The following is a 24,947-nucleotide window of genomic DNA, read 5'->3' on the forward strand; positions in this document are numbered from 1 at the left end:
TCACTGCAATACGAAAGGTTGACATTCATGATGCACAGTCGAAAAAAAACGCAGTCCTACGGAGTGAACGAACGCCATCAAGTCGTATGGCTCATTGTGTTGGCGATTCTGATGTTCGTATCCATCGGTTTCCCTTTATTTCAATTGTTTCGTAAAGCCTTTATCGACAGTAAAACCCTTGAACTGGGTTTTTCTAATTTCATCACCTATTTTCAAACCCCTTCATTATCGCATTCTATTATCAATACGTTGAACATTTCGTTGTGGACGACGGCAATTTCTGTCGTGTTGGCCTTTATTTTCGCCTACGCGATGGCTAGGACAGGAATTGCAGCCAAACCATTATTTCGATATATTGCGATGCTCCCTTTATTTACGCCGACGATGATGCACGGAATCGGACTGACCTATTTGTTCGGTAATCAGGGGTTATTTACGACAGGCTTCTTTGGCTGGCTACCCTTCTCTTTCGACATTCACCTCTACGGATCAATAGGGATCATCATTTCCGAGGTCATCTACACCTTTCCTCAAGCCTTTCTTATTTTATCGATTTCATTAGCCGTGACGGATTACCGTATGTATGAAGCTGCGGAAACAATGGGCGTCGGGAAAATAAGTCAGTTCTTCCACATCACGCTACCTAGTGTGAAATTCGGTGTCATTAGTACCTGTTTTGTATGTTTTACACTCAGCTTTACTGACTTTGGAGCTCCAAAGGTCGTCGGAGGTCAATACAATGTGTTAGCGACAGATATTTTTAAGCAAGTGATTGGGCAACAAAATATGTCGATGGGTGCGGTAGTGGGCATGATTCTTATTGTACCGTCCATTTGCTCGTTTATCGTTGATCGCATCATTTCCAGAAAACAACAAGGTACATTTACAGCGAAATCAACCGTCTATGTGATTAAGAAAAGCCGGATGAGAGACTTGTGGCTTACGTTGTACTGTTCTCTCATCTCTGGTTGTATTGTGCTTCTATTTGCGGCAGTTGGATTTGCTTCAATGGTTAAAATATGGCCGTACAACTTAACACTGACATTCGATCATTATCGTTTTTACAACGCTGCTGGCGCGGGTCTAAGTCCGTTTTTTAACAGTGTAACCATGTCATTCTACACAGCGATTATTGGCACAGCAGTCATCTTCTTTATTGCATATATGACGGAGAAAATCAGATTGTTTGCCCCTTTACGGCAGCTACTTTATTTCTTGGCTATGATTCCGCTGGCATTACCCGGCATTGTCATCGGTTTGGCCTTCATCTTCTTCTTTAATCTACCGAATAATCCGCTCCACTTCATATATAACACGATGACTATTCTGGTGCTGGCTAATATTGTCCATTTCTTCTCCGTTAACTTTCTGTCGGCAACGACAGCACTTAAGCAGCTAGACAAAGAGATGGAACAAGCAGCAGATTCAATGAACGTCTCCTTTTACAGAACGTTCTTTCGTATTACTGTTCCGATGTGCATGCCTGCCATTACGGGGATGATGGTGTATCTGTTTGTTAACTCCATGGTCACCGTATCGGCGCTGGTATTTCTGTACGGCACAGACTTGAAACCAGCTTCGGTTGCCATCGTCAATATGGAAGATGCCGGGGATGTGGCTGAAGCAGCGGCAATGTCAATGTTGATCTTACTGCTAAATCTGGGTGTGAAAGGTGGCTATGAGGGAGTGGTTGCTCTTATCAACAAACATCGTTCCAAGAGAAGCGACAAGTTGAGAATCAAGGCGAATAGCCTGAATTCCATAAAAGACTCGGTAGGAGTGGATGCGCATGTTTAATCGAAATGTCAAAAAAGTCTTAACCTCTGTCATGGTCTTAACGATTGCGATGCAGCTTGCGATTTGGCCTGCACCGGTTTCACAAGCGGCAAGCGGATGTAGTGCGCCGGTTGCTGACCTGGTCGATTTCGACTTTAACGATTCAATCACAGATGATAAGTCGCCTCGAAATGTAGACGGTACAGCCTTTGGAAATCCGCAACTCGTCTATGAGCCTGCGCTAGGCAAAAATGTGCTGAGCTTAAACGGCAACGCCCAATTTATTATGATTCCCGATTCCGCCGCTTTGGATGTTACAGGTCCGTTTACAATGCTCGTACAATTTAGCACGAGCTCGTTAACGGGTGAAAAAGGCTTATTCGGTAAAACGCAATCGGGGGGTTACGGGTTAGAAGTTAACCCGAATAAAATTGAATCTTGGAATCATATCGGTGGGGCTTACCGTAAATTGACCAGCCCGTCAATCTTAGCCAATAAATTTTATGATGCTGCAATTGTATACACTGGAACACAACATATTTTGTATGTTAATGGTCAAGTCGTTGCATCTGAAGCGCGGACAGGTGCAGTTTCAACAAATAATGTGCCATTAGCTATCGGTACAGATGCGCAGTCAGCCACAACAGGACAGCTCCATTTCACAGGGAAAATCGGATATGCCAAAATGTTTAATAAAGGACTGACAGCTGACGAACTGCAATGTTATTACGATACAACAGGCATAATGGCGGATCATCAAATTCCTACATGGGGGACAGGCAGTCAAGTGACCGGTGTGCAAATAGACCCGACGAACTATATTCTAAACTGGACTGCCGCAGCAGACGATAAAGGGATAACCCAATATCGTGTTTATCGAAACGGAACGCTGATATCGACCGTTGCAGGAAACACAACCAGTTATAGCTTTCGTGAAATGCTCCCCGGAGAGAAGGGGTCCTTCAAGATTGAAGCGGGTGATGCTGCTGGAAACTGGACAACCGATGGACCTGCTTTTCAATATGTCATACCGGGCACATTATGGCCGACAAGCCAATCGTTAACGTTAACACCGATAGGTCTGACGAGCCTTAAGATCGAATGGCCTGCAGCCTTCGACGAACAAGTCATCACCCAATATCGCGTGTATTTGGACGGTACTTTATTATCCACGCTTCCTTCTTCTGAACATCAGACCACGCTTCAAGCGATTCCTCCCGGAACCACACATACGGTGGAAGTTGAAGCTGGAACGGCTTCCGGCATCTGGGCGACCGTTAGGTTAACGAATACCTTGACGATGCCGGGATTTGACATCGTTGCTCCTCTGGGAATGAAACCGGATTTGCTGGATCTTTCTTTTGAACAGACAGTCATTGAAGACAAGAGCATTCTGCACAATGATGTTATAACTGCACAAGATCCTAATTTGTACTTTCATCCCGCTTTTAATAAAAGGGTACTGGATGTGAATGGATCCTTTTATGCCCGTATTCCTCATCAGGAGGCATTAAGCCCAATTTATTTAACATTGGCGACTTCCTTTATGCTTGATGATCTTTATCGAAATCAAACCCTTATCGGAAAAACAAATCACTCTGACTACGCATTAGAATTTAATCCGATCACGAAGAAACTTGAAGCTTGGTTTTTGACTCGTAAAATCAATGGGCAAGAATCCTATGTGATCGTAGAGAGCAACAATACAATTGCAACGCAACAAGTATATTATGCGACGGCAACTTACGACGGCGCGGCAGCAAAGCTATATTTAAACGGTGTCCTTGTGGGTAGTAAGCCCATTACTGGTGTTGTAGCGGGCGCAGGCAAAGTTGATTTACTCATCGGTGCTAATGCAGCAGGTAGCGGAGCGAAGAATTACATGGACGGGAAACTTGGTTTCGTTCACCTATACAGCAAGGTGTTTGAGGCAGCCGGTGTTAAGGACTTATATGACCGAATGACGGGCGTAGCACCTGTTACGATCTCAGCATTACGGTGGGAAATGCCGCAAGAAATGTTTGTGGGGAAAACGGAGCAAGCCAAGATTATTCTTGTTGCAACTGATGGAACGGAAAGGGTTGCTGAGAGCGGAATAAGCTATAAGAGTCTGACGCCGAATATCGCTACTATAACGGAAAATGGTTTGGTCACACCTCTTCAGGCAGGGTCAGCTGTGCTGAAAGCGACTTTTGAAGGGGTTAGCGCGAACGTATCAATGACGGTAAAGAATAAAATTCCGCAATCCTTGACGATCGTAGGTCCTTCCGTGGTCCGGACAGGTGAACAAGCGGATCTCAGGTTGTACGTTAACTATGATAATGGAGACTCGGAGATGCTGACTTCGGGGGGGGGTTACAGCTCGAATCAGCCAAGTATTGCAACCATTTCCCCTGAAGGTAAACTTACTGCTCTAAAAGAAGGTAAGGCGATCATTCATGCTGAGTCTTTGGGTATGAATGCAGATTTGAGGGTTCAAGTCGTGAGTGGTGCATCTGAGATTAAATCATTGAAATTCACGGGACCTATGACCTTGTACGTAGGTCAAAAGGGGTCGACCGTTCTAAACGCCGTTTACTCGGACAATTCTGAAATAACGATAACGCAGGATGTGCGATATGAGAGTGATAACCCTTCAGTGGCATCAGTTGATGCTGTAACTGGTGTAATCGAAGCAGTACAGGCAGGATCAGCCTATATTTCAGCGATTTATCAAGGGTACGAAGTCGGGTACAGCGTGACCGTGCAGCAACCTAAGCTTCGTTCTGTGAGAATTACAGGAACGTTAAATACGATTCGTACAGGCGATTCCTTCAACCTAAAAGCGGAAGCGTTGTACAGTAACGATTCGGTAGTTGATATCACGAAGGCAGCAAATTGGTCGATTGCGAACGAAAGCTTATTAAAGATCAATGAACCGGGTTCCTTTACGGCATTAATCCCAGGGAAAACGTTGATTACAACGGTTTATAACGACATGATAAGTGATTACGAAATGACGATAGAACCTTCTTCGAACAACGATAACAATGGTAACAACGGTGATAACAATAATGGTAGCGGTGGCAACAATAGTAACAATAGTAGTAATGGAACTGGTTCGAGTGTTGGAGTGACAAACCCGACTTCATCCAAAAGGATAGTCATCATCACCGAGGCTGATCTAAAGAATAAGAACCCATATCCTATATCAACGGATACAGCTGAGTTGGTGTTCCCGGTAAATGCCAGCAATCTCCTCGGCGATAAGAGCTTTAAGCTGCAGAGTAATGGCATGCAATTAGACTTGCCTTCAAGCCTATTCAAAGCTGCCGTAAAAGAGGGCTCCAACGAAGGGCTAACCTTCTCTTGGTCTAATACTGATATTCCGGATGTTGAATTGAAGCAATGGATGAGCCAAGCCAATATGCCTGACTCCGTGAAAATGAATGTAGCATCTAATGCCCACATCATCACGGTCAGCGTGAAAGATGGAAGCTCGCAAAGTACCCCAGTCCTGTTTACGGACCCCGTACACGCAATATTTTCTTATAAGTTGGATGCTAAGAAATCATTGCTGGGTGTGTATCAAATACTGAACAACGGAAGTATCAAGTATATCGGTGGCAAAGTAACAGCGACTGGAATAGAAGCAGATTTACCGCTAAACGGACAATATATCGTGATGACTTATGAGAAGAGTTACAAGGACGTCAATGGAATGCATTGGGCTTTAGATGCTATTCAAACATTAACTGCCAAGCATATTGCGGAAGGGACGAGCGAGGATTATTTCGAACCCACCCGTAGCATTACGCGAGCGGAGTTCGTTGCTCTATTGGTTAGATCTCTGAATATTCCGTTGCAAGCATCGCAAAGTTTCTCAGATGTCTTTAAGGATGCATGGTATGCAACCTATGTTGGGGCAGCGGTAAAAGCAGGCTGGGTAAATGGACAACAAAGCAACATTTTCGCTCCAGAGGCACCGATTTCAAGGGAAGAAATGACGGTTCTGCTTGCTCGGGCCTATAGCATTCTGAAGGGGAATGATGCAACGGTGAGTATGCCTAAGTATACGGATGCAACGAAATTGTCTGCTTGGTCTATCTCCGCGGTTCAACAGATGTCTTCCATCGGCATCGTAAAAGGAGCGAGCAACGGTAAGTTTGAGCCACAGCGTTCAGCTACTCGTGCAGAGTCCGTTCAAGTTATTGTGAATTTGTTGAATACATTGGGAGGTGTGACCGAGTAATGACAACTTTTCCTCGAGCAAAAAAATATGTAGGCATGTTTATGGCTCTATTGATGGTATGTCAATTAACATTAAACGTCCAAAGTTCAAAGGCCTATGCAAGCAGTTCATTGAACGCCTCAGACTGGGCGGATTCTAATCGCAACTATAGAATGAAACTATCTTTTGACAACATCGCATCCAATGAAAACTTGCTTAATTTCTCGGTTCCTGTGCGCTTGGATACATCCAAGATTGATTATGCCGTGACGGGACCGACTGACCTACAATTCTTCGATGAAGATCAGCTAACAGTACTACCCTATGAGGTTGAGAAATGGGATGCGCAAGGTGAAAGCATTGTCTGGGTTAAAGTACCCCAAATTGATGCCCAATCAAGCACGGATCACATGTGGTTGTATTATGGAGGAAGCGCAAAAGCAGTCCATAATAATGCGACACAAGTGTGGGATCCGAGTTATTTACTTGTCTATCATTTCGGAGAGAGAATCGAAGATTATTACACGAAGCCATCTGCAGTGAAGCAATTTCAGGAATCTACTGTAAACAATAATATAGGCTTAAGACAAAGCGTAGGGGCGGCTGCAAGTGGTACTTCTTACAGTTTGGAAGGACAAGACCCTAAATATAATCGGATTGGCAAATATTACGAAAGCCATCGAGGTGGAATTCGGTCCACGAACGGGAATGTCGGAGATGGAGAGAAACAAATTACCGTCGGTGGTTGGGTTCGTGCCAATGAGTATGAATTGAAGCAAAACAACTATGTGATCGCCCGCGCACGCAGTGGTGACAATGCCAATGAAGCTTTCTCCATCACGTTAAACGGTGGGAAATGGAAGGCGAATGTGTATACGAATAGTGCTGACCCTGCTTTGAACGGATATGCATCCACGGGAGAGATGGATGCAGGAACGGTCGATGCGAATTGGACTTATTTATCTCTTACCTATGACAGTACAAAAGCAAGCAATAACTTAAAGTTATACAGAGACGGGGTTGAGGTAGCTTCTACAACAAGGGAAGGAGCTATTATTCATACCTCAGGCGCGGCGGCACCTTTGACAATAGGAAAGGCCTCCGATGCAGGAATGACGGGTGGCGCATTCCATGGTGGCGTGGATGAAGTCAGAGTATCGCGTACAGCGAGAAGTGCAGACTGGATCCAAGCTGAGTATGCGAGCATGACGGATTCGTTTCTCCTCTATGGAACGAAAGAGTCGCAAAATTCAGAATTAATTATGACCTTGTTGCAACCGAAAGATGGTGAGGTCTACTATTCTCCTGAATTAAGCTTTACGGGTATCCTCAACAAGCCTTCTAAAGTGACGTATACATTAAACGGAGGACAGCCTGTTGAGACGGACACGGATGCATCAGGTCTGATCCAGGTTAATTTGACTGGGCTCAAAAGTGGTGTTCAACAGTTGAATGTAAAGGCCGTATCTCTTTCGGATACCAACGAGACGACAGAGAAGACCGTTAACTTCAGCATTGACGGTTCGGCGTTAAGCCCGATGGTGACACCATCTGGACCGTCGGGTACAATCACACAGCAATCGAATGCTGTTCCGCTGCAAGTGCAGGTTAACGACCCTACGGGTGACCCGGTAGACGTAGAATTTTATGAGAAAGACATTAAATTAACCAAGGATTTCTCATCCAAAATCGGCACTGATGTGGCGTATGATCGTACGAACAGTATGACGGCGCCAGCGAACGCTAACATTACGAGTGAGACGCCTTTGTCTTCAACGGGTTACGATCAAATTGCCGCTGAGGATAACGAGTATTTCAACAGCCGGTCCTTGAGCAACTATCCTTATCAGCGTTTTGACCTGACCGTATCGGAAGATCTGAAGGGTATCAATAAGCGGGAAGTCGTTTGGAAAGGGCACACCAACGAGAAGATGATGATGTACGCATGGAACAACACCAGCAGTCGCTGGGAGTTAATCGGATCAGGAAATGGTTCTGACGATCAGAAGGATTTTAAGATAACAGGAACGCTAAATACGGCAACGATGATTAACAGCATAACCAAAGTAGCTAAATTATATGTTGCCTCGACACAGCGCGATATATCTTTGCCAGCGAAAATTCCGAATCGATCAGACTATGATTTTTCATTCGTATGGATGACGGATACGCAGTATCAGTCGGAATCTTTTCCACAAATTTTCGACAAAGAAACGCAATGGATAGCGGATCATAAAGATGAGCTAGGTATTAAATATGTGGCCCACACCGGGGACATCGTTAATACGGCAACAGCACAATTTCAATGGATCAATGCAGACCGCAGTATGAAAATACTTGATGATGCTAATGTGCCCTATGGCGTCATTCAAGGAAATCATGATGTTAATGCCTACTACTATACTTATTTCGGTCAATCGAGATTTGCGAACAAGCCTTACTATGCAGGAAATACGAACAATAACAAAAATCATTATGACTTAATCTCGGCGAACGGAACCGACTTCATCATGATGTATCTCGGTTGGGGTTACAACCAGTCGGATATGGATTGGGCCAACGGAATTTTACAGCAATATAAAGATAGAAAGGCGATCTTGGCTGTCCATGAATATCTCTATTATGATTCTGGTAACTATGGAACCGATGATGCTGTTGATGCCGTGGATTTGATGAATAAAGTGGTAGCTCCCAATAGCAATGTGTTCATGGTGCTTTGCGGACATCATCAGGCGGCCATATACAATGTGAAGCGCATCGGTGGAAAAGTCGTCTATGAAAATTTACACGATTATCAGGATGTACCGCTCGGGGGTGCAGCTTCATTCCGAATGATGTATTTCAATATGAAGGATCAAGAGTTATATATGGTTCCATATTCGGCAGTGACCAATGAGAACACGGGGTACTTTCAGTCTAAGTTCGAAGCGTATACGATCCCATTAAACCCACGTCAAGGGGATATCGAGTTAGCTACAGATTATATAGGAGTTCAGGGAAGCCAAATCAACTCGCTTGGCAAGGTATCGGCGGTTGATGGGAGAGCGGAGTTTATTTGGAATAACAGACAAGCTGGACAACCCTATACCTGGTATGCGCAAGCTTCGGATTCCGTTAATACAACGAAATCGGAAGAACGCAGCTTTACAATTCAAGCACCGGTTATTGAATCACTTCGTCTTAAAGGGCTTGCTCCTATGAGTGTGGGCGAGCAGTTGCATTCGGTCGTGGAAGCCGTATATTCGGATGGAAGCTTAACAGTAGGTGCACCGAATATGGTGTTTACAAGCAGTCAACAGGAGATCGCGGAGGTTGATGCTGCTGGCGTTGTAACTGCCAAACAAGATGGAGAAACTTTAATTACCGTGAGTTCAGGGCGTTTATCCGCATCCTATAAACTACTTGTAACATCGGATGTGATTGCTCAACCAGATATGCAGTCCATTCGCTTGGGCAACCTGAACAATGTGAAGGTTGGCGAGACGCTTCAAGCGGTAGTCACAGCACAATATACGGATCAATCGGAACAAACGTTATTGGGGCCCGGAACTCCAGCAGTTGATGGAATAACATTGTTATCGGCAGATCCTACCGTTGTTTCTGTTGATGTGGGATCTGGTGTGCTAACAGCGCTGAAAGCGGGGTCCACCGTAGTCTCCGCAACTTATGGTGTATTCCAGAGCACAGTTCAGTTGATGGTAACGTCTGATGTAACGGAGGAGCCGAAGCCAGTTCTTCAATCCCTACAAATTTATGGTGCCAATAAACTGAATGTAAACGAAGGAACGCAATTGAAGTTGTCCGCACTATACAGTGACGGAAGTCAACGAATGGTTACCGAAGATGTTCAGTATAGCAGCAGTAACGCAGCGGTGGTAACTGTCGACGCAACCGGAGTGGTTAAAGCGTTAGGCAAAGGAAAAGCGAGCATTACCGCATATTTCGGAACCTTAACGGCATCGTTTGATATTGAAGTCATCAGCAGAGAAGGTAATGGTTCAAATAGCGGAAACGGTGGCAACAGCAATTCGGGCGGTATTGTGACGCCTAATGTACCTGTCCAACCTAACCAGAATCAAGAATCGATTCAAGTTGTTAAACGTGAGGATCTCAAACCAGGCAGTATCCTGACATCAATGAGTGTTACGATTATCGATTCTAAGACAGAGGTTCAGATCCCTTATTCGTTAGCTGACATAAGTGCAGAGCAAATTGATGTTTTGTTTCCCTGGGGAACGGTTCAAGTTGCGCGATCTGAGCTTGAAGAAGCCGGAAAGGGAATGACCAAGGAACAAAAAGCGAAGGCGCAATTATCAATATCCTATCATCCGATTACCGATGATTTGGATGCATCATTGAAATCGCAAGGTGCAGCAGCTATTCGTTTAATGTCACCTATGGTTAGCATTCTCTGGGCATCTTCTGAAGGCTCGAATCAAACCGTACAAGATCGTAAGATCCAAATGACTGCACCCGTTAAAGAAAATATGAATGGGAAACGTATAGGACTTTATAACATTTTTGACGAGAGCAATATGAAACTGACGGATTTTGATACTACTTTTAAAGACAAACAAGGATCCTATAAGATTATGGGCAACGGTCAATATATGATCTTGGAGTATGAAGCCAAATACGCCGATCTCAAGAAGCACTGGGCGGAGACTGCTGTTGTCGATCTAACGGCGCGAGACTTATTCCGAGATTTCATTGAAGGGTCTGTATTTAGCGAAAGTCCGCTCCAGTTCAAACCAAATGCAACAATGACACGTGCGGAGACCGCCGCTCTTCTTGCTCGCGCTTCGGGATTATCGGGTAGTGCCCAACCTTCGTTTACGGATGTAAAAAAAGGGATGTGGTACAACAAGGACCTTGCTGTAGCAGCTAAAGCCGGGTTAGTACAAGGGGTCAACAAGGATACATTCATGCCGGATGGAAACGTCACACGGGAACAATTTGCGGTGATGCTTGTGCGTACTTGGAAGCTAACCCATACGGAAAGTTCTGTGCTAGGCACAACAAAGTATAAGGATAGCAAATCGATAAGCGCTTGGGCGCAAGCTTCAGTAGATCAGGCAACCACGCTTCACTTGCTGAAGGGACAAGCAAACGGGAATTTCGCTCCGAAAGGTTTAGTTACCCGAGCGGAAGCCGCTCAAGCGATCCATAACCTACTTGAATCTTTGTAGTAACCAGATATACTTAGTTGTATTATGTTTATTATTTACGAAGACAGGTGGTAAACGGATGTCTCTATTGGCAAAAGAACGACAAGATCTGATCATGCAATACTTAATTCAAGACGGCAAAGTCAAAGTGATTCCGCTTGCCGATGAACTTGGCGTTACGACAGAGACGATTCGACGTGATTTAGACTTTTTGGAATCCGAAGGCCATTTACGCAGAGTGCACGGCGGCGCTGTACGTTCTGCATATGAGTATGGAGAGCCTACTTTTGAGCAACGGGAAACGATTAATGTCGAAGGTAAGCAGAGAATCGGCGAAATTGCCGCTTCACTAATTCAAGATGGTGAAATGATCGCATTGGACGTAGGCACGACGATGATTGAAATGGTGAAGTCGATTCGAGGGAAAAAGAACATTACAGTGTTAACGAATTCCTTGGCTGTTGGCGTTCATTTGTCGGAAGCTTTAAGCAGAGGGCGGTTTACCGGGAAGGTTATCTTTCTAGGTGGTGAGTTGAATCCGGAACAGAACTCTATAACAGGTCCTCTGTGCGAGAATATGCTGCAGGAGTTCCATCTAGACAAAGCATTTCTGTCGGTAGGCGGCGTTTCGTTGAAAACAGGGATTACGGACTATGATATTAACGAATCCCATATTTCAAAAATGTTCTCAAATGCCGCAAGCCAGACGATTGTTCTAGCTGATCATTCCAAAATCGGGGTTCAAGCTTTCTCTAAAATTATGCCGATCCATGCAGTGGATATCATTGTGTCGGATGTAAGTTGCCCAGAAGATTGGGAAGATGAGTTAATGAAAATAGACCTTCGTTGGATCAACTAATCTATATTGTGTAGGGACATGAAATGCCGCTCTTTCATCTTGGATGAAGGAGCGGCATTTTATATTACTTTGAGATCTCGATCTTTGGTTTTGTTGTATTTCGTGTTCGCCATTACAATGAAAGCAACAGGGGATGAAGTTCACTTAACGACAATGCTTCACGCGTTGGATGTATATGGTCGGGTCTAGAGGCATTGGAACGGTTTATCCAAATACTCTGAATACCGCAACGATTGGCCCCGAGTATATCTGTGTACAGGTTATCTCCGACCATCACGGCTTCATTTGGTTTGATTTCGAGTAAATCGATGGCATGACGGAATATGGATTCCGAAGGTTTGCCTTCTCCGAAATTACCGGAAATGATGATATGTTCAAAAAAAGAAGCCAGTTCCGGAACGCTGTCCACTTTCTCCCGTTGTAGATCTGGGGTTCCGTTCGTCAATAGGAGAAGGCGGTATTTGGAACGAAGTAGGGTAAGCGTTTCGAACGTGTCATCATAAATAAATGATCTTTTTCTGCGCTCTTGGGGATATCGTGTAGCAAGAAGTGAAGCTAAGTCCGGATTATATTGACCTGAGCTTTGAAGTGCCGCATGCCATGCGTTAAATCGATAGATAGGGGCTTCAATCCGCATCTTCTCTAACATGGGATGAGATCCTACGTCGAATCGGGCCCAAAGCGCTTCTAGTGTCGTGACTTCAATTGAACTAGCGAAATCGAAAAAAGTGGAAGTGGCGAATTGTAGCTCGGCTTCTCGGATGACGTCATGTTTAAGTTTATCGGGAGAAATTGCTGGAATATGACTTGATGCAAAGAGACAAGTAGCTTCCAAAGCTTCATCATTCGAGCGTTCGTCCCAATAAAGTGTATTGTCCAAATCAAAAATGATTGCTTTTATCATATGGTTTTGTCTCGCCTTTCTTGTTGTTTATTCTTTATTATTAATAAAAATATCTTTGTTGTCAATGGGAAAACAACATTAAAACGCATGTATTTTATTATAGAAATATAAATCTAACCTTCTCCTAACCCGATAGACTACATCCAAGATAATCATCGTAAAATTCGCCAATATGACAGGTATCTACGAAAAAGAAGAGGATGTCCCGTAGCCTAATACAAGGCTTGAGGGACATCCTCTTCTATTTTTAAATACCTACATTTACTTAATGCGAAATCATCGTCTTTGCATCCGGCATTTCGTCATCTGCCAGCTCGTCACCTGGTTTAACACGAGGTTTACGCAGAAGTGTAGTTAATAATAATCCTGCAACTGCAATACAAGCTGTGATCAAGAATGTATCAGCAAATGCAGCGGTAGAGCTTGCTTGCATGTTCCCGGCTGTCTCAGGAGCGGACATGTGATGTGCTATTTGTGAAGTTAAATACCCAGTCAAGCCAGCAATAGCGAACGATATAACGACTTGTTGTGTAGCTGATGTTAACGGCGTTACCCGATTCACAAGTCTACGTGGAGCTGAATTTAGGATGTGCGTATTTAGTGGCATCATCGTTAGACCCATTCCTGCACCCATAAACATAAGTGGAAGTACAATCATAAACATAGCTGTATCCACGGTAATCTGAGAAAATAGGAATAGGGCTATGGATACTAGCGTTAGACCTGTCAGGGCAAGTGGACGTGCGCCCCACTTATCGAACAGTTTGCCTCCAAGAGGCATAAATACCATGGATGCAAGGGCCTGAGCAAGCGTGGTATAACCACTTTCTAGCGGCGTAAATCCTCTTACCTCTTGCAAATATAACGGAATCATGAGAATAGCACCGAACAAAGCGACCTGTGTTATCCAAGATAAGATAACACCCCGTGTGAAGTCAGAAGAAGCAAAGACACGAAGTTCTAGTAATGGTTCCTTCTGCTTCAGCTCCACGATAATGAACAGGATAAGGGCAACACCACCAACGATCAATCCTGTTAACGTACTTCTAGATGTCCAACTGGTTCCTGCTTCAGTTACACCATAAGCTAACATGGCGAATGCAATTGGAGCGAGAATGATTCCAAGAATATCGAGGGAAGGAACCTTCTTGCTCTCGAATGAAGGTAAGAACTTAATCCCTACAATGACAGCAGCAATCCCGATCGGTACGTTAATAATGAAGATCCAATGCCATGATGCAACTTGGATCAGCCATCCCGATAAGATAGGTCCAGAAGCAGGAGCAAGTAGCATAGGGATACCGAGCATACCCATAACGGAACCTCTCTTATCAGGAGGAGCAAGTCTGAAGACCATGGCCATCCCAATAGGAGCGACCATACCGCCTCCAAGCCCTTGAATAATACGGAATACAATGAGTTGTTCTGAGGTTTGAGCTAGAGAGCAAAGCACAGATCCAAGTGTAAATAAAGTAATGGTGATGAGGAATATTCGCTTAGCTCCGAACTTATCTGTCATCCATCCGGCCAACGGGATAACGGCTGATAATGCTAGCATATACCCGGTAATCGTCCATTGTATCGTCTTCAATTCTGTCCCGAAATACGCTTGTAAGTTCGGTATAGCCACGTTGATAACGGTGCTGTCTAGGATGACCATAATCATACCTAGGATAACAGCCATGAGGGGAGCAATAATCGCCTTTATAGAAAACTCGGTGTGCACTGGAGCTCTTGTTACATTTTGTATAGCCATTCAGTTATCTCTCTCCCATTCTCCTTTGGTTTACTTCGCGATATATAGAATGGAATTGATGTAAGCGATCAACCCATAAGTTAGATATCTTGACGTAAAAACAATTAATATGTACTATTGACCGTGTAGTTTTTAATAAAACCCATTGGTCAAAACATATACTAAATTTTACTCAATTTTTAAATAAAGTCAATTTATTTCTTGAAAAGAGGTTGCAAATTGAGTGTAACAAAGCAGAAAATATTAGATTCAGCCATGCGATTTTTTTTGGAAAAAGGATACATGGCTACATCCATACAGAACATTGCAGATGACTGCGGCGTCGCCAAGGGTTCTTTGTATAATCTCTTTAACTCGAAGGAAGATTTACTTATTGAAGTTTTGATGATGCAACAGCATAGAATGACTGAACAAATTAGAAATATTCGAATAGATGAGACACTTTCCCTAAAGGAAGTGTTTATTCGCGAGACGGAATGTCAAATTGGTTTCTTTCTAGATAATAGTTTTATTATGCAGGAAGTAAAGAAATTAACGTTGCCAGATGGGAAGATTGCACCTTTTTTATTTCGTCTAAGGGCTAATCTTCTGAATTATAATAAAGAGAGCCTCTTGCGCGTATTTGGGGACGGTATAGAACCCAATATATGGGACCTAGTGATGATTTATAATGGGATTATGCGGGAGTTAATATTCTTATTCATTTTTGAGAAAAAGTCACTTATTGCTCGGGATATGGCTGCATTTGTCGTACAGTGTATGGAGGATATGACGACAAATATGCAAGTCAGAACAAGACCGGCCTTATTACAAGATTCAGACATGAGTGAGTACATACAGTATGGGCTAAAGGGGGAACAGATTCCTGACGTTACACAGAGACTTGATCTAATCCAGCGGTTAAGGTCTACGATTAAGGAACTTGCGATAACGAATTCTGAGAAGACGGAACTTCAGGAAGCCACCCAACTACTGCAAGAGGAACTAACATGTGAACAACCCAAAATAGTATTGATTCGCGCGCTCATTGGATTGTTGGAGAAAGAGCATGGGCTTAAAGATATTATTCAGCAATTGGACAAGCTTGTAATGAATAATCTGAAGCAAGGATTAACATTTGAATGTACTCCTAAGGAATAGATTTTTCGAGAAAAAGGGGGCATCCCGCTTACACGTAACGTATACGCTGTAGCGAATGCCCTTTTCGTATTGGATGATCTATGGTCATTCTACATCATCTTCCGGGTATGCCCAGACAGATACGCTTCCACCATTGGCTGGAAATGTTGCAAATCCGTCTGTTGCAATGGTAATACGCTCCTTTCTGGTATTGGTCAGATCGACCCAGACTTCCCCTGCACGTTCTTTCCCAACCAACATTCGCTTTTCTCCTTTATCGCCATTACAAATAACAACAGCGCATCCCGAACGTTCGATTTCTTGCACACCTTGGCGCACCCATCCAATCGTATTCGGATGATCGAAATAATCTTGTTGCTTACCGTAAGCCTTATGGTAACGAGCATACAACAGTGGATCAATGGCTGCTTGTTTGCCTGCTTGTGGTTCTAAGCCACCAATTCCATAATAATCTCCGTAGAAGACGACAGGATAACCATCCTGTCTAAGTAGAATAAGGGCGTATGCACTTTGTTTGAACCAATCCTTCACCCAGGACTCAAGCGCTTCATGAGGTTGTGAATCGTGATTATCGACAAACGTCACAGCGTTCTGAGGATGGGAGTTAACTAGTGTATCTTTGAAAATAGTTCTGAGATCATAGGATCTACCGCCTTCTGAAGCAGCGCGTAATTTGTAGTGGAGGGATACGTCGAACAGATCAATTTTATAGTCAATCGTATCTAGAAACTGTTGGCATTTAGATAACTCTGGATTCCAGAACTCGCCTACCAAATAGAAATTCTCTCCACGTGCTTTAATCATTTCAGTGGCGAATTCTTTAATGAAGTCATGATTAATATGCTTGATAGCATCAAGACGATAGCCATTACAAGATAACGTCTCAGCAAGCCATTTGCCCCATGTGATCATTTCTTCTTTCACTTGTGGGTGATTGTAGTCGATATTGGCGAACATTAGATAGTCATAATTACCGAATTCATTGCCTACATTCTCGTTCCAATGTTTATTCTCACCTAGGATTCGGAAAATACCACTCCGTTTTTTACTTGCATCATAATCTGTTCCGTTAAAATGCTCTGAATTCCACTTGAATGAGGAGTAGGTATTCCCGCGTCCTGGGAATGTGAATTTGGTCCAGCCTTCAATATCAAAGGGCTTTGATATTTCCTTCGTTCGGTCGTTACCATCCACCTCAATGACGCTGAATTTCTCTGTTTCATCTGCTCCAGCTTTATGATTCATGACCAGATCTACATATACTGCAAGTCCATGTTCGTGACAAAGTGTGATGGCATCGATCAATTCTTGTTTCGATCCATATTTCGTTCGAACGGACCCTTTTTGATCGAATTCTCCTAGGTCGTACAAATCATATGTGCTATATCCAGTATCATCCTTGGACTGCCCTTTGGTAACCGGTGGAATCCACACTGTACTGATACCCTTCTGTTTCAGATCAGATGCAGTGTCCTTTAGACGTTTCCAATGTGTTCCGTCTGATTCAACATGCCATTCAAAGAACTGCATCATCGTATGATTGCGCTTCATATAAGTAATCCCCCTTTAGAATAATAGCTTGAATAATTTAATCTCACACAAGAGGGAGTATCCTTCTCTTATACAGATTGCCCATTGTTCTATAGTTATTAAACTTATCTGGTAGATAGGTGTGAATTAAATCAGTTGTATGGGTGAAGGGATTATCCTATGATGGATGTAAATGGAGGCTTCGATGAACATCTTCGATTTCAAGCTGAGAAAGGACTACACAATGGATGGTGTAAAGATATTACAAGTCGTGGGATATAAAAATAGTGGAAAAACAACACTCGTTGAATGCTGGATTCAAGTATTGGTAGCTCACCACTATCGTGTGTCGGTTATCAAACATCATGGACATGGTGGACCGCTTGAAATGCCCTCTTCTGACACGGATAGTATGAAGTTCTTAGTGAACGGGGCAGTTAGTTCTATAGCTGTTGGTGGTGGAATGGTTCAGTTGCATATGCAGCTTGAACCTAAGTATGAAGACTTATTGAATATGGCAGTGTTGTCGGACCCCAATATCATATTAATAGAGGGATTTAAGCAAGCGATTGAACCGAAAGTTGTGATTGTACGATCGAAGGAAGAATGGGAAAGCTTACAGAAACTAACGAATATTATACTGGTTATGGCCTATGAAGGGGTGGAGATTGATGGAGAATATGACGTCATCAACATCTCAAATGAAATAGAGATCAAGGACTGGATGGTACACTTCATGGAAGATGTTCTGTAGTGTTATTGTGCGTTCTTTAGTATGTAATATGCTAGGAAGGAGATTGGTCATGAATACTATAGGTGTTGTCCTTGCAGGTGGATTATCACGGCGTTATGGATCTCCGAAAGCTTTCGCGAAGCGAGATGGCAAGTTTTATTATGAGATTGCAAATGAAGCTTTATTGAAGGTGAGTGATGAAGTTGTGTTGGTAGCTCGCCCAGAGTTTCTAGGGCAATTTAATCAAGGTATGAACGTCATCGTCGATGTAAAAGAGTTCAGGGGATGTGGACCCCTTGCAGGGGTATATTCCGTTATGTCTAACTTTCAAGCAGATCGATATGTTATTGTGCCGTGTGACATGCCATACATAAATAGTGATGTAATAGATTCACTGGTTGCGGCCTATGAGGATGAAGATGTGCTTGCAGTGGAGGTGAAAGGGGTACAGCATCCAATCGTTGCTATCTATAATCATCGGATGAGGGATTCCATTCATCAGGCTTTGGAGAATGGACAATACAGTGTAATGAAATTATTAGAGGCAGTTGATGTCCGATGGGTAGAGGGGAATGAGCTGACAAGCAGTGCCCATGAAGTGTTCCAGAATATGAACACCCCTCAAGAACATTAGGAGGGGGTGAAGTCCTAAGGCCATTTCGAGTGAGTGTAAGTCGGTAGTGGTCACCTGATATGAGCGGGGACTACTATTTTTTCATTTATAAAGAACGGATGTCGATATGAAATAAAGATTGACGAATACAATTAAATGGAGTATCTTTAAATCAAGATATATTAAATAAAAATAAAAAGCGTTTTTTTAGATATATATCTTAATGTTGAGATATTATGCAGTGTAAAAGATAACCAATACAATAACATGAAGGAATTAGAAATGAGTATTGCATTAGGATTGTTAATTATTCGATTGGTCGTGGGGTTAAGTTTTATGGCGCATGGTGCACAGAAGTTGTTTGGTTGGTTTGGTGGTTATGGTCCAAAAGGAACAGGTGGATGGATGGAATCCATCGGGATGAAACCCGGTGTTGTGATGGCTGTCATGGCAGGTATAATGGAACTTATGGGAGGATTAATGCTGGCATCAGGGCTATTCACCGTAATTGGTGCAGTCTTCATTGTGGCGACGATGCTAGGAGCTATCGTTAAAGTACACGGTCCAAACGGATATTGGGCCACAGCTAACGGATATGAATACAACGTATTGTTGATTGCTGTATCGGTTGGTCTAGCGCTCATTGGTGCTGGAGACTACTCACTTGATGCTATTTTACTGAAATAATATTTAGGGGGAAACATACATGAGTGAATTCATTTCACTATTACAGTCACGCAGATCAGCTAATAAATTCATTACTGGTGTGGAAATACTGAATAACGAATTAGATGATATCTTTAATCTTGTGAAATATGGCCCATCTGCGTTTAATTTACAGCATACGCATTACGTGGTTGTTAAAGATCCTGAGTTGTTGAACAAGGTCTATTTAGCAGCTAATAAGCAATATAAAGTACAGACTGCTTCTGCTGTCATTATAGTTCTTGGTAATAAGAATGCGTACAAGGACGCTGGGCGAATGAATGAAGGATTACTTCATTTGGGCGTGATTAATCAACAGGAATATGATATGACTGTAGAATCGGTGGAATCTTTTTATGAAAGTAGAGGGGAAACCTTTAAGAGAGAAGAAGCCATTCGTAATGCGAGTCTAAGCGCTATGAACTTCATGTTGATAGCTAAAGAAAAGGGTTGGGACACTTGCCCAATGATTGGTTTCGACCCGGAGGTAATACGTACAGATTTAAATATTCCTGAAGTATACGTACCAGCTCTGATGATCGCCATTGGGAAAGAAGATACCGGTAGTGGAAGACCACGTGGATATCGTAAGCCTGTAGGGGAATTCGTGAGTTATAATCAGTTCTGATTCAACGTAAAGGGGAAATGTCCGTGATATCTATTGATCCGTCAGATCAAAGTGATCGTGACAACTATAAATTGTTAATAGGGAGCATTATTCCACGGCCGGTGGCCTTCGTTACAACACTCTCGAATCAGGGAGTTCTAAATGCAGCACCGTATAGTTATTTTAATATTGTTACGACAGATCCTCCTTTGATTTCTATATCTGTACAGAGAAAGAACGGTGTTCAGAAGGATACTGCTAGGAATGCCGTAGAAGTAGGCGAATTTGTTGTTCATATATCTGATGAATCGTACATTCAGCAGATTAACGAGACAGCAGCAAGCTTACCACCGGATCAGAGCGAAGTTCTTCTAGCAGGGCTTACACCTGTAGCAAGTGACAAGATAGCTGTCCCCGGCATTGCAGAAGCGAGTATTCGAATGGAGTGCCTACTTGAACATTGTATTCCGCTCGGGGGGACCAAGGATTCGCCGTCTACGGATCTATTAATTGGAAGAGTGGTTTGCTTTCATCTTGACGAATCGGTGTATCAAGACGGATATATTGATCCCGAAATGTTGAAGCCAGTGAGTCGGCTGGCAGGCAATTCCTACGCAAAATTGGGCGAGATATTTACGATAGAACGTCCTGAATAAATCGTATTAAAGTGTTGTTTAAAACAACATAAAAATGCCGTAAGCTATCGTGAATGATAGCTTACGGCATTTAACATATTTGAGAAGATAAGAACCTACTATTCTTGCTCTTCTTTAGGAATCCAATCGAAAATTTGCCCGGTTTCTAATGCATCGATAAAACGACCTAACCATCTGTAATATAGGATCGCGTGGTTCATTCTGTCGATATCCATCTCGACATGGGCAACCAGTGCCTCATTATCACTGTTCTCTTCCCGAAGCTTTCGAAGCTCTGTTAACGATTTATGTAAAGAATTAATATTCATTTCCATAGATTTTCGCCATTTGATAGAGAAGTATTCGACAAAATTTTGGTGCCAATCGCCTTCTACTTCATACAGATCTTTCCTCGATCCTTTTCCCCAAACCTTATTTATCATTTTCAGATCTACTAATGCACGCATCCCTGTACTCATACTTGTTTTACTCATGCCCATTTCCTGACCCATCTCGTCGAGCGTGACGGGACCATCGTGGAAATACATATTTCCGTACAAATGACCAATGGACATCGTGACCCCATAAAGATCCATATTTTTTCCAATAGAATCCATGACGCGTTGGCGCGCCTTTTCGATCACTTTAGCTTGCTCTTCATTTAATCCATCAAATGTTGTCATTTCGTACACTCCCTTGAATAACGCTTGCGATGAGCGGAAACAATATCCACAGCATTCATTGTAAAAAAAAGTGTTTGAAAAGTAAAGAATACAACATTGCAGGAATTGTAAGTTAAACGGAGTATACAGTTAATAAAGTACATAAAGTTAAAACTGTACGTACTACACGGTCTGTTTTACATTTTGACCCTATTTTTGAACAAGTCTACACTATATAAGTGCCATAAATTAGATACAGATGATTGAAAGGGGCATAAAGATGCCAATTATAGAGGTCAAATCGTTAAGTAAAGTGTTCGGTAACGATCCGAAAAGGGCGTTTCCTTTACTAGCACAAGGTTGGTCTAAGGAACGTATTGCGAAAGAAACGAAATTAACAGTAGGGGTTAATCAGGTCAATTTCTCAATTGAAGCTGGTGAGATATTCGTTATTATGGGTTTGTCTGGTAGTGGGAAGTCAACAGTCGTTAGATTGTTGAATCGTCTTATTGAACCGACAGCTGGACAAGTTCTTATTAATGGCAAGGACATTCTTCAAATGAATAAGGAAGAACTGCGACAAGTTCGACGTAAGACGATGAGCATGGTTTTTCAGAAATTTGCTCTATTTCCACATCGTACGATACTAGAGAATGTTGAATATGGATTAGAGGTACAAGGGGTAGGGAAAGAGGAACGAACTAAGAAAGCGAAGGAATCCTTAGCATTAGTTGGGTTGGGAGGTCTTGAAGACCGGAAACCGGATCAACTAAGTGGGGGGATGCAGCAACGTGTTGGACTCGCTCGAGGGTTGGCTAATGATCCTGATATTCTGTTGATGGATGAAGCCTTTAGTGCACTTGACCCACTTATTCGTAAGGATATGCAAGATGAATTACTTGAGCTGCAAGAGAACATGAAGAAGACGATCATATTCATCACGCATGACCTTGATGAGGCTCTACGTATTGGTGATCGGATTGCGTTGATGAAGGATGGATCGGTTGTTCAGATTGGTACACCGGAAGAAATTCTGATGAACCCTGCGAATGCTTTTGTTGAGCGATTTGTCGAGAATGTAGATTTATCTAAAGTGCTCACGGCCGCTCATGTCATGATTCGTGCCGAGACGATATCCATGGACCGTGGGCCACGGGTCGCGTTACAACTGATGCGTGATCGAGGGATTTCAAACCTCTATGTTGTGGACAAAACTCGTCAACTTTTAGGCGTTGTGACTGCAGAGGATGCGTTAGCAGCCATTAAGTCAGGACAGACGCTTGGGGAAATTATAATTCGTGATACACCGATTGTGTCTCCGGAAGTACTTCTTGCTGAGCTATTTGATGTTGTGAGTAGTGCCAAAATTCCTGTAGCCGTTATTGATGAACGCAAACGCTTAGTTGGTATTGTAATCAGAGGCGCTGTTCTTGCGGCATTAACTGGACATTCTGACGCGGAAGCAGGTGAAGCGAAATGAGTATACCTAAGATTCCAATTGGAGAATGGGTAGAGTCTCTGGAAGGTTGGTTGGAGACGAATTTTGAACCTTTTTTTGATGGTGTTAAGCTAGTGGTAGGTAGTGTCGTTGATGGGTTGGCAGATGGATTCAACTTTTTCCCACCGCTAGTTGTGATCGCTATATTTACGGTCCTAGCCTTCTGGCTTGGAAGATACAGACTAGGAGCTTTTACGCTTTTAGGGTTGCTGCTGGTACTTAATTTAGGTTACTGGGAACATACCATGGATACGCTCGCGTTGGTGTTAACTGCTTCATTTATTTCAATTGTAGTAGGTGTGCCAATAGGCATTCTGTGTGCGGAGTACAAAAAAGTCCAGAGTGTGGTAACACCGATACTGGATTTGATGCAAACGATGCCGGCATTTGTGTATTTGTTGCCAGCGGTTGCTTTCTTCTCATTAGGTGTCGTACCGGGTGTAATCGCCTCAGTTATATTCTCCATTCCACCGACCATTCGATTAACCAGTTTAGCTATTCGTCAGGTTCCTGAGGATTTGGTAGAAGCAGCAGATGCTTTCGGATCAACAGGCATGCAGAAGTTAATCAAGGTACAGCTGCCGATTGCGATTCCGACCATTATGGCTGGAATTAATCAGACGATTATGCTTTCACTATCGATGGTTGTTATTGCTTCGATGATCGGAGCACAAGGTGTCGGAGCGGATGTCTATAGAGCAGTGACGCAAGCGAAGACGGGTATGGGTACGGAAGCAGGTTTAGCCGTTGTCGTTCTTGCGATCATGTTGGATCGAATGACTCAGAAATTAGCTAAGAAGAATAAGAAGGAGTGATTCTAATTGTTGATGAACAAGAAAATGAATATCCTGCTCGCTGCATTTATGGTCATGACTTTAGTACTTGCAGGTTGTTCAAGTAACAAGAACGCGAACAATGCGGGTACCGAGAAGAGTAAAAAAATAAAGTTAGCCTATGTAGCATGGGATTCTGAAATCGCCAGTACGAATGTCGTGAAGGAAGTATTGGAGAGTAAATTGAATTATAAGGTTGAGATGATACAGGTGGATGCTGGACCTATGTACGTTGGTGTTGCAGATGGTGCTGCTGATGCGATGGTAGCGGCGTGGTTGCCAAGCACACATGGCGAGATCTACTATGAGCCTAATAAGAACAAACTCGAGGATCTTGGACCGAATTTAAAAGGTACTAAACTTGGGTTGGTTGTTCCAGCCTATATGGATATTAAATCGATTGAGGACTTAAAGAAAGAAGACGTAGGGAAATTAGTTGACCATACGATTACGGGAATTGAACCGGGTGCGGGTATCATGACACAGGCAGAGAATGCGGTCAAAGAATATGATCTGAACAACTGGAATGTTCTTGCAAGCTCCTCTGCTGCTATGGTGAAAGTACTTCAAGATGCTTACGCTAAAAAAGAACCAATTGTTGTTACAGGATGGACGCCACATTGGATGTTCGCTGATATGGATCTGAAATATCTTGAAGATCCCAAGAAAGTATTCGGTGAAAGTGAAGAGATCCATACACTGGTGCGTTTAGGACTGAAAGAAGATCAACCTAAAGCCTATCGTTTTCTTGATCAATTCGAGTGGACACCAGCAGATATGGAATCTGTGATGGGTGATATAATGGAAGGCATGTCAGAAGAAGAAGCTGCTAAGAAATGGGTTGCTGCGAACGAAGCTAAGGTTAACGAATGGATTGCTGGAATTGAATAATTGTATAAAAATATATTTATGAATAATGGTGGGGGCGAATGCGTTCCCACTTTTTTTTCAAGAATCTTAACATATTTGCAAACTTTCTTAAATGTAACTATAATAATTACAGTATGAATAATATATAAATATGGAGGACTAATCAAATGGAAGATGGGTGTAGGTTCTATTCATTCAGCGGATGTTGCCTTGAAAGCTCTTGAGATAGGGATTCCACTTGTTGCATTGGGAAGAGAACTCATTATTGAACCTGATTGGGTGGAGAAGATAGAATCAGGTAGAGAAGCGGATATAAGAACGATATTAAGTATAGATGAACAGGAACTACTTGTCGTTCCAGGTCCATTATGGCATGCCATTGTAAGTAGACCTGGTTGGTTCCCTGTCGTTTAATAGATGTAAATTCCGCTTATTCTTGTTAATATCA

17 protein-coding genes and 1 pseudogene are annotated in these 24,947 nt (G+C 42.9%); 14 read left to right on the forward strand and 4 right to left on the reverse strand.

Annotation, left to right across the window (positions count from 1 at the left end; genetic code table 11):
- Positions 1 to 27 precede the first annotated feature (27 nt).
- The 4 genes from PGLA_RS17765 to PGLA_RS17780 are packed head-to-tail and all read left to right on the forward strand — an operon-like array spanning position 28 to position 12,013.
- On the forward strand, positions 28 to 1,797 hold the full coding sequence (locus tag PGLA_RS17765; RefSeq protein WP_145939593.1) for a putative 2-aminoethylphosphonate ABC transporter permease subunit: 1,770 nt from the start codon (positions 28 to 30) through the stop codon (positions 1,795 to 1,797).
- Complete coding sequence (locus PGLA_RS17770) at positions 1,790 to 6,007, forward strand: LamG-like jellyroll fold domain-containing protein (RefSeq protein ID WP_068535424.1); 4,218 nt, start codon at positions 1,790 to 1,792, stop codon at positions 6,005 to 6,007. Before PGLA_RS17765 ends, PGLA_RS17770 begins: the two co-directional genes overlap by 8 nt.
- Positions 6,007 to 11,175, forward strand: a complete 5,169-nt coding sequence (locus tag PGLA_RS17775) for a DUF2341 domain-containing protein (RefSeq protein WP_068535426.1) — start codon at positions 6,007 to 6,009, stop codon at positions 11,173 to 11,175. Before PGLA_RS17770 ends, PGLA_RS17775 begins: the two co-directional genes overlap by 1 nt.
- A gap of 58 nt (positions 11,176 to 11,233) precedes the next feature.
- Positions 11,234 to 12,013, forward strand: a complete 780-nt coding sequence (locus PGLA_RS17780) for a DeoR/GlpR family DNA-binding transcription regulator (protein WP_068535428.1) — start codon at positions 11,234 to 11,236, stop codon at positions 12,011 to 12,013.
- A 112-nt stretch (positions 12,014 to 12,125) separates the two neighbouring features.
- On the opposite strand, the gene PGLA_RS17785 is transcribed toward PGLA_RS17780, so the two are convergent.
- On the reverse strand, positions 12,126 to 12,917 hold the full coding sequence (locus PGLA_RS17785; protein WP_068535430.1) for an HAD family hydrolase: 792 nt from the start codon (positions 12,915 to 12,917) through the stop codon (positions 12,126 to 12,128).
- Positions 12,918 to 13,182: 265 nt separating this feature from the next.
- The gene (locus PGLA_RS17790; RefSeq protein WP_068535431.1) at positions 13,183 to 14,673 is read right to left on the reverse strand and encodes an MDR family MFS transporter; all 1,491 of its coding nucleotides are present in this window, start codon (positions 14,671 to 14,673) and stop codon (positions 13,183 to 13,185) included.
- 219 nt (positions 14,674 to 14,892) lie between these two features.
- Between PGLA_RS17790 and PGLA_RS17795 the strand changes: the two genes are divergently transcribed.
- Positions 14,893 to 15,813 carry a TetR/AcrR family transcriptional regulator gene (locus PGLA_RS17795; protein WP_068535435.1) on the forward strand — a complete coding sequence of 307 codons (921 nt, stop codon included), beginning with the start codon at positions 14,893 to 14,895 and terminating at the stop codon, positions 15,811 to 15,813.
- Between the two features lie 84 nt (positions 15,814 to 15,897).
- On the opposite strand, the gene PGLA_RS17800 is transcribed toward PGLA_RS17795, so the two are convergent.
- On the reverse strand, positions 15,898 to 17,364 hold the full coding sequence (locus PGLA_RS17800; RefSeq protein ID WP_068535437.1) for an alpha-amylase: 1,467 nt from the start codon (positions 17,362 to 17,364) through the stop codon (positions 15,898 to 15,900).
- Positions 17,365 to 17,548: 184 nt separating this feature from the next.
- Here PGLA_RS17800 and mobB point away from each other — a divergent pair, with 184 nt between their 5' ends.
- From mobB to PGLA_RS17825, 5 genes are all read left to right on the forward strand, one after another.
- Complete coding sequence (gene mobB / locus PGLA_RS17805) at positions 17,549 to 18,097, forward strand: molybdopterin-guanine dinucleotide biosynthesis protein B (protein ID WP_161487943.1); 549 nt, start codon at positions 17,549 to 17,551, stop codon at positions 18,095 to 18,097.
- Positions 18,098 to 18,146: 49 nt separating this feature from the next.
- Positions 18,147 to 18,710, forward strand: a complete 564-nt coding sequence (locus tag PGLA_RS17810; RefSeq protein WP_068535440.1) for a molybdenum cofactor guanylyltransferase — start codon at positions 18,147 to 18,149, stop codon at positions 18,708 to 18,710.
- Between the two features lie 261 nt (positions 18,711 to 18,971).
- Positions 18,972 to 19,376, forward strand: a complete 405-nt coding sequence (locus PGLA_RS17815; RefSeq protein WP_068535442.1) for a DoxX family protein — start codon at positions 18,972 to 18,974, stop codon at positions 19,374 to 19,376.
- A gap of 19 nt (positions 19,377 to 19,395) precedes the next feature.
- Positions 19,396 to 20,022, forward strand: a complete 627-nt coding sequence (locus PGLA_RS17820; protein ID WP_068535444.1) for a nitroreductase family protein — start codon at positions 19,396 to 19,398, stop codon at positions 20,020 to 20,022.
- 23 nt (positions 20,023 to 20,045) lie between these two features.
- Positions 20,046 to 20,657 (forward strand): flavin reductase family protein, encoded by a 612-nt coding sequence (locus PGLA_RS17825; RefSeq protein ID WP_068535446.1) that lies wholly within the window; start codon positions 20,046 to 20,048, stop codon positions 20,655 to 20,657.
- A 98-nt stretch (positions 20,658 to 20,755) separates the two neighbouring features.
- On the opposite strand, the gene PGLA_RS17830 is transcribed toward PGLA_RS17825, so the two are convergent.
- Positions 20,756 to 21,319, reverse strand: coding sequence for a GbsR/MarR family transcriptional regulator (locus PGLA_RS17830; protein WP_068535448.1), 564 nt, complete (start codon positions 21,317 to 21,319; stop codon positions 20,756 to 20,758).
- Positions 21,320 to 21,578: 259 nt separating this feature from the next.
- Here PGLA_RS17830 and PGLA_RS17835 point away from each other — a divergent pair, with 259 nt between their 5' ends.
- From PGLA_RS17835 to PGLA_RS17850, 4 genes and pseudogenes are all read left to right on the forward strand, one after another.
- Positions 21,579 to 22,778 carry a quaternary amine ABC transporter ATP-binding protein gene (locus PGLA_RS17835; protein ID WP_068535450.1) on the forward strand — a complete coding sequence of 400 codons (1,200 nt, stop codon included), beginning with the start codon at positions 21,579 to 21,581 and terminating at the stop codon, positions 22,776 to 22,778.
- The gene (locus tag PGLA_RS17840; RefSeq protein ID WP_068535452.1) at positions 22,775 to 23,611 is read left to right on the forward strand and encodes an ABC transporter permease; all 837 of its coding nucleotides are present in this window, start codon (positions 22,775 to 22,777) and stop codon (positions 23,609 to 23,611) included. The genes PGLA_RS17835 and PGLA_RS17840 overlap by 4 nt, the downstream gene beginning before the upstream one ends.
- A gap of 12 nt (positions 23,612 to 23,623) precedes the next feature.
- Positions 23,624 to 24,520 carry a glycine betaine ABC transporter substrate-binding protein gene (locus PGLA_RS17845; RefSeq protein ID WP_068535493.1) on the forward strand — a complete coding sequence of 299 codons (897 nt, stop codon included), beginning with the start codon at positions 23,624 to 23,626 and terminating at the stop codon, positions 24,518 to 24,520.
- Between the two features lie 153 nt (positions 24,521 to 24,673).
- Positions 24,674 to 24,913: pseudogene (locus PGLA_RS17850) on the forward strand (NADH-dependent flavin oxidoreductase); the annotation flags it as partial.
- Between the last annotated feature and the right edge of the window lie 34 nt (positions 24,914 to 24,947).

Source organism: Paenibacillus glacialis, assembly GCF_001637205.1.
Classification (GTDB): domain Bacteria; phylum Bacillota; class Bacilli; order Paenibacillales; family Paenibacillaceae; genus Paenibacillus_AQ; species Paenibacillus_AQ glacialis.

Bases quoted from the DNA above. Each gene is read 5' to 3' on its own strand.
- PGLA_RS17765 (WP_145939593.1), top strand. From the start codon at position 28: ATGATGCACAGTCGAAAAAAAACGCAGTCCTACGGAGTGAACGAACGC.
- PGLA_RS17770 (WP_068535424.1), top strand. From the start codon at position 1,790: ATGTTTAATCGAAATGTCAAAAAAGTCTTAACCTCTGTCATGGTCTTA.
- PGLA_RS17775 (WP_068535426.1), top strand. From the start codon at position 6,007: ATGACAACTTTTCCTCGAGCAAAAAAATATGTAGGCATGTTTATGGCT.
- PGLA_RS17780 (WP_068535428.1), top strand. From the start codon at position 11,234: ATGTCTCTATTGGCAAAAGAACGACAAGATCTGATCATGCAATACTTA.
- PGLA_RS17785 (WP_068535430.1), bottom strand. From the start codon at position 12,917: ATGATAAAAGCAATCATTTTTGATTTGGACAATACACTTTATTGGGAC.
- PGLA_RS17790 (WP_068535431.1), bottom strand. From the start codon at position 14,673: ATGGCTATACAAAATGTAACAAGAGCTCCAGTGCACACCGAGTTTTCT.
- PGLA_RS17800 (WP_068535437.1), bottom strand. From the start codon at position 17,364: ATGAAGCGCAATCATACGATGATGCAGTTCTTTGAATGGCATGTTGAA.
- mobB (WP_161487943.1), top strand. From the start codon at position 17,549: ATGAACATCTTCGATTTCAAGCTGAGAAAGGACTACACAATGGATGGT.
- PGLA_RS17810 (WP_068535440.1), top strand. From the start codon at position 18,147: ATGAATACTATAGGTGTTGTCCTTGCAGGTGGATTATCACGGCGTTAT.
- PGLA_RS17815 (WP_068535442.1), top strand. From the start codon at position 18,972: ATGAGTATTGCATTAGGATTGTTAATTATTCGATTGGTCGTGGGGTTA.
- PGLA_RS17820 (WP_068535444.1), top strand. From the start codon at position 19,396: ATGAGTGAATTCATTTCACTATTACAGTCACGCAGATCAGCTAATAAA.
- PGLA_RS17830 (WP_068535448.1), bottom strand. From the start codon at position 21,319: ATGACAACATTTGATGGATTAAATGAAGAGCAAGCTAAAGTGATCGAA.
- PGLA_RS17835 (WP_068535450.1), top strand. From the start codon at position 21,579: ATGCCAATTATAGAGGTCAAATCGTTAAGTAAAGTGTTCGGTAACGAT.
- PGLA_RS17840 (WP_068535452.1), top strand. From the start codon at position 22,775: ATGAGTATACCTAAGATTCCAATTGGAGAATGGGTAGAGTCTCTGGAA.
- PGLA_RS17845 (WP_068535493.1), top strand. From the start codon at position 23,624: ATGAACAAGAAAATGAATATCCTGCTCGCTGCATTTATGGTCATGACT.